Source organism: Actinoplanes regularis (assembly GCF_900188005.1).
Classification (GTDB): Bacteria; Actinomycetota; Actinomycetes; order Mycobacteriales; family Micromonosporaceae; genus Actinoplanes; species Actinoplanes regularis.
This window is the reverse complement of the sequence record NZ_FZNR01000007.1, coordinates 348,581-360,561: the sequence shown is the minus strand read 5'-3', so window position 1 is coordinate 360,561 and position 11,981 is coordinate 348,581. Positions and strand designations below refer to the sequence as shown.

7 protein-coding genes are annotated in these 11,981 nt (G+C 71.2%); 3 read left to right on the top strand and 4 right to left on the bottom strand.

All coding sequences use genetic code 11. The features are described 5' to 3' along the window. The first annotated feature begins 90 nt into the window (after window positions 1–90). A complete protein-coding gene (locus CHC09_RS21100) occupies window positions 91–3,123 on the top strand; it encodes a putative bifunctional diguanylate cyclase/phosphodiesterase (protein WP_089294866.1) in 3,033 nt (1,010 codons plus the stop codon). A 148-nt stretch (window positions 3,124–3,271) separates the two neighbouring features. Continuing rightward, the gene (locus tag CHC09_RS21095; RefSeq protein ID WP_089294865.1) at window positions 3,272–3,934 is read left to right on the top strand and encodes a GNAT family N-acetyltransferase; all 663 of its coding nucleotides are present in this window, start codon (window positions 3,272–3,274) and stop codon (window positions 3,932–3,934) included. 16 nt (window positions 3,935–3,950) lie between these two features. Here CHC09_RS21095 and CHC09_RS21090 read toward each other — a convergent pair whose 3' ends face one another. Beyond that, window positions 3,951–5,132 carry an acyl-CoA dehydrogenase family protein gene (locus CHC09_RS21090; protein ID WP_089294864.1) on the bottom strand — a complete coding sequence of 394 codons (1,182 nt, stop codon included), beginning with the start codon at window positions 5,130–5,132 and terminating at the stop codon, window positions 3,951–3,953. 283 nt (window positions 5,133–5,415) lie between these two features. Here CHC09_RS21090 and CHC09_RS21085 point away from each other — a divergent pair, with 283 nt between their 5' ends. After that, window positions 5,416–7,107, top strand: coding sequence for a discoidin domain-containing protein (locus CHC09_RS21085; protein ID WP_089294863.1), 1,692 nt, complete (start codon window positions 5,416–5,418; stop codon window positions 7,105–7,107). Between the two features lie 41 nt (window positions 7,108–7,148). On the opposite strand, the gene CHC09_RS21080 is transcribed toward CHC09_RS21085, so the two are convergent. The 3 genes from CHC09_RS21080 to CHC09_RS21070 are packed head-to-tail and all read right to left on the bottom strand — an operon-like array spanning window position 7,149 to window position 11,896. Continuing rightward, entirely contained in the window at window positions 7,149–7,643 is a 495-nt protein-coding gene (locus CHC09_RS21080; RefSeq protein ID WP_089294862.1) for a pyridoxamine 5'-phosphate oxidase family protein, read from the bottom strand. Window positions 7,644–7,645: 2 nt separating this feature from the next. Continuing rightward, window positions 7,646–7,945 (bottom strand): hypothetical protein, encoded by a 300-nt coding sequence (locus CHC09_RS21075; protein WP_089294861.1) that lies wholly within the window; start codon window positions 7,943–7,945, stop codon window positions 7,646–7,648. Between the two features lie 42 nt (window positions 7,946–7,987). Further along, the gene (locus CHC09_RS21070; RefSeq protein ID WP_089294860.1) at window positions 7,988–11,896 is read right to left on the bottom strand and encodes a HEAT repeat domain-containing protein; all 3,909 of its coding nucleotides are present in this window, start codon (window positions 11,894–11,896) and stop codon (window positions 7,988–7,990) included. Window positions 11,897–11,981 lie beyond the last annotated feature (85 nt).

Below are 11,981 nucleotides of genomic sequence, written 5' to 3'. Positions count from 1 at the left end.
CCGGGTGCGAGCCGGTTCCCATCCTCAGGTCCGCGTGGAGCCCCCCGATAGACGCGAAAGGCCGGACCACCCACTCGAACGGAGCACGGCATGTCGACGGGAACAGTTCGCGCATGCTTCAGCGCGTGGGCCCTCGTGCTGGCCGCGCTCTATTACGCGGTCCCGGGCAGCCACCTGTACACCTGGGCGCTGCTCGGCTACTCGTCGGCCGCCGCGGTCCTCGTGGGGGTGCGGCTGCACCAGCCGGCCCGGCGCCTGCCGTGGTATCTCACCAGCGCCGCGCTGACCTGCTTCATCACCGGTGACACCTGGTACAACCTGGTGCGGGTGCTCGGTCACCAGCCCGCGTTCCCCAGCGTCGCCGACCTGTTCTACCTGGCCGTCTACCCGCTGGTGATCGGCGCCCTGCTGCTGTTCATCCGGACCAGTTCGGACCACGGCGGCAACCGGGGGCCGCTGCTCGACGCGCTGGTCCCGACCGTCGGCCTGGGGCTGCTGGCGTGGATGTACTGGATCGCCCCGTTCGCCCGCGCCCAGGACCTCGCCCTCCTGCAGAAGGTCGTCTTGATCGGCTACCCGCTCGGTGACGTACTGGTGCTGGCGATGATTTTGCGGATGCTGACCGCCGGCGAGCGCCCGAAGGCGTTGCCCGGCCTCGGCCTGGCCATGCTCGGCCTGCTCGTCTCCGACATCTTCTACGGCCAGTCCCAGCTACGCGGCGACTGGCAGGTGGGCGGCCCGGTCGACCTCGGCTGGATCGTCTTCTACGTGGCGATGGGCTACACCGCCCTGCGCCCGGCGATGCGGCAGCTGACCGTACCGGCCCCGCGCTCCGGCACGGTGATCGGCCGGCACCGGCTGGTCTGGATGGCCGCGGCCGCGCTGATCGCCCCGATCGTGCTCTTCCTGGAGTACACGCAGGACCGGACGGCCGGGATCGCCGACGCGCCGGTGATCGCGGCCGCCGCGGCGGTGATGTTCCTGGTGGTCCTGGCCCGGGTCGCGGACCTGGCGGTGGCTCAGCGACGAGCCGTCGCCCGGGAGCGGGCCCTGCGCGAGGCGGGCATCCTGATGTTCGCGGCGACCGATCTGGCCGAGGCGCGGGAGGCCGTACGCGAGGCCATCGTCCGGCTGATCCCGGCCGGCGCGCGCTACAGCCTGGACGTGAGCCCTCCGGTCCCGGGCGACACCGACCGCACCGTGTCCTGGCGCACGGCCGCCGACCTGCCCGAGGACCGGCAGACCGGCGGGTTCCCGCTGGTCCTGTTCGCCACCCAGCCGCTGCCCGGCGACCGGCACGGCCAGATCGTCCTGGGCGCGGACGAGGAGGTGCTGCACACGGTACGGCCGTTGCTGGAGATGCTCTGCGCGCAGATCGCCGTGGTCGTGGACCGCATCTCGCTGACCGCGAAGATCAACCAGCGCAACAGCGAGGCGTACTTCCGCACCCTGATCCAGAACACCGCCGACGTCATCCTGATCCTCGATGAGGACGACACCATCCGGTACGCCAGCCCGTCCGCGGAGAAGCTGTTCGGCGCCCCGGTCGCGGTGACCACGCCGCTGGCCGCGCTGATCACCGCGGACACCCGGGAGGCGCTGCGCGACGTGCTCCGCCGGCTCCGCCGCGGGCACGGCGACCTGGACGGCATCGAGCTGACCGCGCACGGCGCCGGCCGCCGCCGGGTGGTGGTCGAGTGCGACATGCGCAACCTGCTCGAGGACCCGACCGTCAACGGCGTCGTCGTCACCATGCGCGACGTCACCGAGCGGCGCCGCCTCGAGGACGACCTCACCCACCAGGCGTTCCACGACTCGCTGACCGGGCTGGCCAACCGGGTGCTCTTCCGCAACCGCCTCGAGCAGGCGTTCATGGTCGCCGAGCGCGACGCCGCCACGCTCGGCGTGCTCTTCGTCGACCTGGACGACTTCAAGGAGGTCAACGACACCCTCGGGCACGCGATCGGCGACCAGCTGCTGCTCGCCGTGGCCCAGCGGATCTCGTCGATCATCGGGGCCGGCAGCACCGCGGCCCGGATGGACGGCGACGAGTTCGCCGTCCTGGTCGAGCAGAGCGACACCGCGGAGGCCGCCGAGGACGTGGCGGCCCGGATCGTGGCCGCGCTGGAGGCCCCGCTCGAGGTTCCCGACGGCCAGGGCGGCGTGCACCTGGTCAGCGGCAAGGTCAGCATCGGCGTCGCCACCAGCCGGGACGCGAACAACGCCACCGAGCTGCTGCGCCACGCCGACCTGGCGCTCTACCTGGCCAAGGGGATGGGCAAGGGCGGCTGGCAGCGCTACCAGAGCGACCTGGCGCACGCCATGGTGCAGCGGCTGGAGATGCGCACCCAGCTGACCGAGGCGATCGAGGACGAGCAGTTCATCCTGCAGTTCCAGCCCATCGTCGAGATCGCCGAGCAGCGGGTCACCGGCGTCGAGGCGCTGGTCCGCTGGCAGCACCCGACCCGCGGACTGCTCGGCCCGTTCCACTTCGTGGAGGCGGCCGAGGAGAACGGCGCGATCGTCGGGATCGGCAACTGGGTGATGCGCGAGGCGCTGCGGCAGCTCGCCGAGTGGAAGGCCGCGGACCCGGGCACGTCGCTGCGCTACATCAGCGTGAACGTGTCACCGCGGCAGTTCCGCGCCGCCGACTTCGTGGAGCAGGTCCACACGGCGCTCGAACAGGCCGGGGCGCGTCCCGACTGGCTGCTGCTGGAGATCACCGAGAGCCTGGTGCTCAAGGACGCCGAGAAGGTGATCCAGGACCTGCGCGCGTTGCGCGCCATGGGCGTCCGGATCGCGATCGACGACTTCGGTACGGGATACTCGTCCCTGAGCTACTTGCGGCAGATGCCGGTGGACGTGCTGAAACTGGACAAGTCGTTCATCGACGACATTCTGACCAGCCGGCAGCAGCACGCGCTCGTCGACGCGATCGTCACGCTCGCCGGGAATCTCGACCTCACCGTCGTCGCCGAGGGCATCGAGGAGGCCGGGCAGCGGACCGCGCTGAAGACCATGGGCTGCCACTACGGCCAGGGATACCACTTCGCCAAGCCGGTCTGGCCGGCGGAGATCCCGGCGCTGACCGGTTCGGCCGAGCCGGCCGCGCTCAGCGCCTGACGCCCACCGCCACCCACCACGCAACGATCCACCCTAGGCAGCGGACGTCCGATTGATTCTCGACTGTCGGTAACCGAACACTCACTCACCGGGTGAGCCGTCGATTATCGACTGGCGCCGGAGGCCGGTAGCGGGCAGGGTCACAGGGGTGCTGAACAATCCCGTGTGGGCTGCCCTCTCCGGGCCGCAGGCCGGCTATGCCGAGGCCGCCGGAGACGCCGCCCGATACCTGCCCGAGATCTCCGCGTTCTGCGCCATCAGCGACCCGGCCGACCCGGCCGCCTGGCGCGACCTGGCCACCCTCACCGACCACGCGCTGCTCACCGGCCCGTCGATCACCGCCGCACCCGGCTGGGTGGAGGACAGCCGGATGCGCGGCGTGCAGATGGTCGGCACCGCGATGTCCGCCGTCGACGACCCCGAGGCCGTCCCGCTCACCGAGCACGACGTCCCGGAGATGCTCGAGCTGGTCGCCCGGGCGCAACCCGGCCCGTTCCGCAAGCGCACCGTCGACCTCGGCCGCTACCTGGGCATCCGTGCCAAGGACGGCCGCCTGATCTCGATGGCCGGCGAGCGGTTCCGGATGGCCGGCTGGACCGAGGTGTCCGCGGTCTGCACCGATCCGGAGTTCCGCGGCCAGGGCCTCGGCGCCCGCCTCACCCTCGCCGTCGCGGCCGGCATCCTGACCCGCGGTGAGCTGCCGTTCCTGCACGCCGTGCACGACAACGAGAACGCGATCCGGCTCTACGGCCGCCTCGGCTTCGAGCACAGCACCGACGTCGTCTTCGCCTCCTTCCGCTACACCGGCTGAGGTCCGCGGCCGGCGCTCAGAGCTGGCCGTGGTTGGGCGGCTGGACGTCGGCGAGTTCGTACGCGGCGATGTGGTGATATTTGTAGTCGAGCGGGTCGTGGACGCTGTGCGTGCGGGCGTTGCGCCAGTGCCGGTCCAGGTCGTACTTCGAGGCCGCCGCGCTGGTGCCGCAGAGCTGGAACAGCTCGGAGCCGGCGTCCACCGCGACCTCGCTGCCGAAGGCCTTCGCGGCGGCGACGGCGAGTGAGCCACGAGCCGCGGCCTCGGCGTCCGCCGGGGTCAGGGTGATTTCCTCGAGCGTACGGGCGGCGGAGTCCAGCAGCGCCTCGGCCGCCCGCACCCGGGTCGCGAGCCGGCCGTAGCGGTGCCGGACGTGCGGATCGTCGGCGGCCTGGGTGACTCCGGTGCGGACCGCTTCGGTGGACGGACGCGCCTTGGTCCGCAGATATCCCCGGGCGTCCGCCAGCGCCGCGCCGGCGATCCCGACCTCGATCGCGGCGTGGTAGAGCTGAGCGCGGGCACCCAGCTGCTGCGGCTGCTGATAGGCGTGCCCGTAGTCGACGCACATCCCCGGCTCCACCAGCACGTTCGTGAACGTGGCGGTGCCGCTGATCGTGGCCCGCTGGCCGATCACGTCCCAGTCGGTGTCGACGGCCACGCCCTCGGCGTCGCGGGCGACGAAGGCGAGCACCAGCCCGCCGGTCTCGTCCCGGGCGCTGACCGCGATCCAGACGCTGGTCAGCGCGCCGGTGGTGTAGTACTTGACGCCGTCGAGGCGGCCGCCGGCGATCCTCGTCCGCAGGTCCTGGGCGTGTGCTCCGCCGCGCTCCGCGAGGGCGTTGCCGAGCCGCCGGCCGGCGAGGATCTCGCCGTAGAGACGCTTGCGCGCCTCCGGGGTGCCGTGCACGGCGAGCACGTCGACCATCAGGAAGTGCCCCTGCGGGACCTGGGCGATCGACGGGTCGGCCCCGGCGAGGACGCGGGCGACCTCGGCGAGCGTGCGGGGCCCCAGCCCTGGCCCGCCGTCGGCTGCCGGGACGGTGATGCCCAGCAGCCCGGAGTCGTCCAGGGCGGCGAGCGCCTCGACCGGGATCACCGTCGCGCCGTCGCGATCACGCTGGATCGCGCCCGGGGCGAGCTGCGCGGCGAGCCGGTGGGCGGCCGCGACCGCCTCGTCGTGCGTCTGTGGGACGGGCATCCACCGATCCTACGGTTCGCCGGCTTCCCCGAGTGGCCCTCGCGGCGACCGGGCAAACCCCAGGTCAGCCGTACACCCTCCGGTCGCAGGTTCCGGAACCTGCGACCCGGACCACCAGTCACCCCGGCCTTGACCTGCATCGATGTCGGAACCGCTGCCGGAACCGGTTCCGAGCGGCCATTGACACCCATTGCGACCGGGTTCAGAGTGACCGGCAAGAGAGCGGGTTCACGTCTAGTTCCCAAGTCGGAAACACTTTCGCCACATCTTCAGGGAGTCCCCCATGTCGATGCCCCCTGCCCAGAAACGGCCGCGAAGACGCGTCCTCACGGCCCTGACCGGCCTCATCGCCGCCTTCCTCGCCGTGCCCGCCACCGGTGCGGCGGCCGCCGAGACGCTCGTCTCGCAGAACAAGCCGGTCAGCGCCTCGTCGACGGAGTGGGCCGGAACGCCGGCCTCCGCCGGGGTCGACGGCGACAACGGCACCCGATGGTCGAGCGCGTTCGCCGCCACCCAGTGGTTCCAGGTCGACCTCGGCGCGCCCACCTCGGTCAGCCGGATCGCGATCAACTGGGAGAACGCGTACGCGAAGGCGTTCACCCTCCAGTTCTCCACCGACGGCGGGACCTGGACGCAGGCCTACGCGACCACGACCGGGACCGGCGGGCAGCAGAGCATCACGGTCACCGGAACCGCCCGGTACGTGCGGATCAACCTCACCCAGCGCGCTCTGGACCTCTACGGATACTCGTTCTGGGAGTTCCAGGTCTACTCCGGCAGCGGCCCGACCAACCCCACCAACCGCCTGCTCTCGTACGCGAAACCGGCCCGCGCCTCGAGCGAGCAGAACGACGTCAACTGCAACCCGTGCACCGCCGACAAGGCGTTCGACAACGACCCGGCGAGCCGCTGGGCGACCAGTTCCACCACCGGCTGGGTCGACCCGGGCTGGATCTACGTCGACCTGGGCGCGACCGCGCAGGTCACCCAGGTGGTGCTGCAATGGGACCCGGCGTACGGGAAGTCCTATCAGATCCAGGTCTCCGGCGACGCCGCGAACTGGACCACCATCTACTCGACCACCACCGGTGACGGGCTCAAGGACGTCATCAACGCCACCGGCACCGGACGCTACGTGCGGATGTACGGCACGGCGCGCGGCGGCCCGTACGGCTACTCGCTCTGGGAGTTCAGCGTGTACGGCACCGGCGGCAGCCCGGTCGACCCGCCCGCCAAACCGGCCGACCCGTCCTTCCCCGCCACCCGGCTCGTCTTCGCCGACGAGTTCAACGGCGCGGCCGGCGCCAAGCCGGACACCGCGAAGTGGACCTACGACCCGGGCGTCCCGCAGAACGGCGAGATCCAGTACTACACCCCGAACAGCGAGAACGCCTCGATGGACGGTCAGGGCTCACTGGTGATCGAGGCCCGCAAGCAGGACTACCAGGGGCGGCAGTACACCTCGGCCCGGATGAACACCAGCAACAAGTTCCACGTCCAGTACGGCCGGGTCGAGGCGCGGATCAGGGTGCCGAAGGGCAACGGGCTGTGGCCGGCCTTCTGGATGATGGGCGCGGACTTCCTCAACGGGCGGCCCTGGCCGTACAACGGGGAGATCGACATCATGGAGGTGCTGGGCCGCAACACCTCGGAGGCGTACTCGACGCTGCACGCCCCGGCGTACAACGGAGCCGGCGGTTACGGCCAGAAGTACTCGACGGTCGACCTGTCGCAGGCCTTCCACGTCTGGGCGGTCGAGTGGGACAGCAAGGGCATGCGGTTCTACCTCGACAACACACTGGTGTTCAACGCGGTCAAGGACACCGTCGAGAACACCCGCGGCCCGTGGATCTACGACCACCAGTTCTACGTGATCCTGAACCTGGCCGTCGGCGGCGACTTCCCCGGCCCGATCGACGCCACCACCCCGTTCCCCAGCCGGATGCTGGTCGACTACGTCCACGTCTACCAGTGAGAGACGCCGTGGTGGGGCTCCCCCAGAGGCCCCACCACGGTTCACTGGAGCTTGGCGACGTCCGGCGCGTAGACGGTCATGAAGTGCGGGTGCAGGCGGTAGTAGACGACCTCGTTCACCCAGTCGAACGCGTCGTCCCCGTAGAACCGCTTGAAGTAGGCCAGCAGCTCGGGCTCGGCGGTCAGATCGACCGTCTCGACCTTCCCGTGGACGAAGACGCCCAGGTCCTCACCGCGCAGGTGGGAGACGCTGGCGGCCGGCCGGGCGGCCAGATGCCGGGCCTTCGCGGCCGTCCGGGCCGTCCCGAAGACCCAGCGCCCGTGCAGGAAGTGCCCGTCGACGGCGCTGACCCGGGGCTCCCCCGCGGCGGTCACGGTGGCGAGCGACAGCACGCACATGCCGGTCAGCACCCCGGCGAGCTGCTCCGCGGTGATCGTGCGCTCGGCGACGATCGACCGCAGATGCGCGGTCGAGCCGGCGAGGGAGCCGTCCAGCAACCGCTGCAGCTCACCGATCTCCTCGGCGGTCTCCCGCACGGTCAGGGCCTCCGGTCGGCCGCGACATAGGACGCCGCGGCGGTGATCGCGGAGACCGCGAGGACCGCCGGCCAGGCACCGATCCGCTTGGCCAGCGGATGAGAGAGACCGAAGGCTCCGACGTACGTCGCGGCCAGCGCCCCGGTGACAGCGGGGCTGGTGCGCCGGGCCCACTCCCGCCCGGCCAGCACACCCCCGGCGGCCAGCACGACGCCGCCGAGCGGCCGGACACCGGTGCGGCGAGCGAGCTGCCATCCACCGATCAGAGAACCAGCGGTGATCACCGCAGTGGGAACACGCATGCCCCGACCCTACCGGCGGTCCCTTCGTTTTCAGCCCCGCCGTCACGCTTCCGCAGTCTCGCCCGCGTTCGAGGAGCGATTGATGTCCCGCTTGTCGGGCCAGCCGGCGGCGATTGCCCGCACCGCGGCCTCCCGCACGAACGGCTCCTCGATGGAGGCACGGTCACGCAGCAGAGGCAGGGTGCCAGGGTCGTCGAACCAACCGGCCACTACCGCTTGAAGCGCAACCGTCCGCACGATCCCATCAGGGTCGGTGACGGTGCGGTCACGTAGCAAGGTCAGGGCGTCAGGGTCACTGGACCAACCGGCGCCGATGGCCTGCACCGCGGCTTTCCGCACGAACGGGTCTGGGTCGGTGGTGGCACGGCCATGCAGCCACGACAAGACGCCAGGGTCCTCGGACCAACCGGCGGCAACGGCCTCCACCGCAACCCGCCGCACCGAACCGTCACGGTCAGCGACGGCACAGCCACGCAGCCACGACAAAGCATCAGGCTCATCGGACCAGCCAGCGGCAACGGCCCGCACCCCGGCCCCCCGCACGGACCCGTCGGGATCGGTCACGGCACGGCCACGCAGCCACGACAAGACGCCAGGGTCGTCGGACCAGCCGACGGCGACGGCCCGCACCGCGGCCCCCCGCACGGGCCCGTCGGGATCGGTCACGGCACGGCCACGCAGCCACGACAAAGCATCAGGCTCATCGGACCAGCCAGCGGCAACGGCCTCCACCGCAACCCGCCGCACGGGCCCGTCGGGATCGGTGACGGCACAGCCACGCAGCCACGACAAAGCATCAGGCTCATCGGACCAGCCAGCGGCAACGGCCTCCACCGCAACCCGCCGCACGGACCCGTCGGGATCGGTGACGGCACAGCCACGCAGCCACGACAAGACGCCAGGGTCGTTGGACCAGCCAGCGGCAACGGCCCGCACCGCGGCCCCCCGCACGGGCCCGTCGGGATCGGTGACGGCACAGCCACGCAGCCACGACAAGACGCCAGGGTCGTCGGACCAGCCGACGGCGACGGCCCGCACCGCGGCCTCCCGCACCGACTCGTCGGAGTCAGCGGTGGCACGGTTGCGCAGCAACGGCAGGGCGCCACGGTCGTCGGCCCAGCCCACGGCGATGGCCCGCACCGCGGCCTCCCGCACCGTCGCGAAGTCGTCGGTGGCGGCACGGTCACACAGCCACGGCAGAGAGTCAGGATCGCCGGGCCAACCGACCACGATGGCCCGCGCAACACCTTGCCGTACGGACTCGTCGGAGTCGATGGCGGCACGGCCACGCAGCCAAGATAAGGCGTCAGGATGGTCGGACCAGCCCACGGCGATGGCCAGTACCGCAGCCTCCCGCACGAACGGGAAGGGGTCGGTAGCGGCACGATCGCGCAACCAGGACAAGATGTCAGGGTCGCCGGGCCACCCGATCACGATGGCCCGTACCGCGGCCTCCCGCACGTACGGGGAGGGGTCGTTAGCGGCGTGGTCACGCAGCAGGGGCAAGGTGTCAGGGTCGCCGGGCCAGCCCACGGCGATGGCCAGCACGGCCGCCTCCCGCACGAACGGGTCCGGGTCGGTGGTGACACGGCCGCGCAGCCACCGCGAGGTGTCCGGGTCATCGGGCCAAACCACGGCGATGGCCTGCACCGCAGCCCGTCGGATCGTCACATGCGTGCCGAGGACGGCGGTGGTGCGTAGTTGCTGGACGGTGCTACTGGTGCCGAGCGCCGCAGCGATGAGGGTGGCAAGGGGTACGGCCTCGGTGGAGCTGTACTCGGTATCGGAAATGACGCGGCTGCGGATGCGATACCAGCCCAGATAGTGGTCACGGCCGGTCCAGCGCGGGCCGAGGCCGGTCATGACGGGAACGATCGTCTGCCGGATTGCGGTGGGCAGGGCCAGGTCGAACGGCCGATCGGTGACGGTTTCGAGCAGGTCGGTGAGGGCCCGGGCAATCGCGATGTTCTGCCGGTGGATGGCGCCGGGTTTGCGGATCTCCGCGAGGCAGCGGATCGCGAGCAGCAGGTGCTGGGGCAGCGTGTCGGGGCGTAGGTACCACAGTGGGTCGGCGGTGAGGAGGCGGTCGAGGATGGCGCCGGCGAAGTGTTCGCGCATTCCGGTGAGCAGGAGCAGGACCTCGTGCCAGGCCGGGTCGTTGTAACGCCGGAAGAAGACGCCTTCGATGAGGTCGTTCTCGGACAGCTCGCGGTTGGCGAAGCGGATGTCGATGTCGGCGGCGGCCAGGTACTCGAGGAAGGCCCGGTGGACGAAGCCGTACACCGAGCCGCCGAAGCGGCTGAGGATGAAGTTGCGGTGCCGGAACTGCTCCAGCATCGCCCGGGCGGCGACGCGGGCCGGGCCCGGCGCCAGGGCGTGGCTCTCCCGCAGGTAGGTCTCGAACATGGTGAGCAGGTCGGCGCCGGCGATGTGGTTGCCGGCCAGCCCGGACGGGCCGTCCTGCATCCGGCGGGCGATCAGCCGGAGCAGCTCGAGCTTGTCCTCGCGGTCCAGCTCCGGCAGGCCCGGCGCGGCGGCGGCGAGGTGTTTGCTGACCTCCCAGTGTTCGACGAGCACGGTGACCGCGTGCTCGTAGACGCTGCGCCGGTCCCGGGGCAGTTCGCGACGGCGGCCGATGACCGCCAGGATGGTCAGCAACAGTGGGTTGCCGGCCAGTTCCCGGACCGCGCGGGAGCCGTCGACCGCGGTCAGCAGGCGGTCCTTGAGCCGGGCGGCGTCGGCCGGGTTGCCGGGGCAGGCGATGCGGTACCAGCGCTGCGCGAAGCCGGCGATCTGGTCGCGGTGCAGGTCCTGCAGCATGTGGTGGCTGAACCCGGCCGCGTCGAAGGCGCCGCGCTGGTAGCCGACGTACCGGGAGGTGACCAGCACCCGGGCGCCGGGGTAGCGGGCGGCGAAACCGGTGATCTGATGGCTGACCGTCTCCCGGTCCTTGCGGTCGAACAGCTCGTCCAGCCCGTCGAAGATGAACAGCACCTGGCCGTAGCCGTTCAGGAGCCGTTCGAGCAGGTCGCGGGGCAGTCCGAGCCGATCGTCGGTGTACCGGTGCTGCTGGTCGAGGTAGTCCAGGAAGCTGCTGTCGCGCCAGCGCGGCTCGGCGTAACCGCGCAACTCGATCAGGACCGGTAACAGCCCGGTGAGGGCGGCCGGGAGAACCCCGTCGGTGCGCTGGGCGAGGGCCACGGCCAGGTACCGGGCCAGGGTCGACTTGCCCGCGCCGGGGTCACCGAGCACCACCGTCCGCTGCCCACCGGGTTCGGCCAGGACGTCGAGCACCGGCCGGGCCGGGCGGGCCTCGTACGACTGACGGACCCGGGCCAGGAGCGTCCGATCGAGATCCTCCGGCAGGTCCCGGTCCTCGACCGCCCCGGACTCGGCCAGCCGATGCCACAGCTCGCGGGGCAGCTCGACCGGCGGCGGGTCCGCTCGGACGTGCTGCGCGACGAACACCTCACGTACGCCGATCGGGATCCGCTCCTCCTGACTGTCCAACGGCAGCAGGGAGTCGATGTCCAGCTGTCCGTACCGGCCTCGCAGCCGGGCCAGGTAGTTCTCGACCAGGTCGTCCAGGGGCAGCCGGGGTGTCGGCGTCGTGCGGGCGGCGACCCACAGCCGGCGGACCCGCTCCGCTGTCCGAGCCGTGTCCTCGCGGCCCGCGGCCCGGGCCAGCGCCACCGCGACGGTGACCGTGTCCTGCTGTGATCCCAGCCCATCGGCACGGATGATCTTGCTGATCAGATCCTTCTTCGGCGCCCCGGGAAGACGGTCGTCGGCGGCGATCATCCTGACCAGCTCATCGAGCCGGGGGCAGTCCGCCTCCGCGTACAGCTGGTAGAGGGCCTTGTGCAGATCGCGTTCCGGCCCGGCGGGGAGTTCAGCGGGCTCCAGCGGCCGGGCACGGCGGTTCTCCGGTCGGGACTCGTCGGCATCCATCGTCTATCGAGAATGCCCGAGCTGGAGCGCCGTCGCTATCGGTCGGCACTCATCGGCTCTGGGATCGACCCCCGCCGAGTGACTC

Coding starts and splice junctions, on each gene's coding strand:
- CHC09_RS21100 (WP_089294866.1), top strand. CDS start 91: ATGTCGACGGGAACAGTTCGCGCATGCTTCAGCGCGTGGGCCCTCGTG.
- CHC09_RS21090 (WP_089294864.1), bottom strand. CDS start 5,132: ATGCCCGTCCCACAGACGCACGACGAGGCGGTCGCGGCCGCCCACCGG.
- CHC09_RS21085 (WP_089294863.1), top strand. CDS start 5,416: ATGTCGATGCCCCCTGCCCAGAAACGGCCGCGAAGACGCGTCCTCACG.
- CHC09_RS21075 (WP_089294861.1), bottom strand. CDS start 7,945: ATGCGTGTTCCCACTGCGGTGATCACCGCTGGTTCTCTGATCGGTGGA.
- CHC09_RS21070 (WP_089294860.1), bottom strand. CDS start 11,896: ATGGATGCCGACGAGTCCCGACCGGAGAACCGCCGTGCCCGGCCGCTG.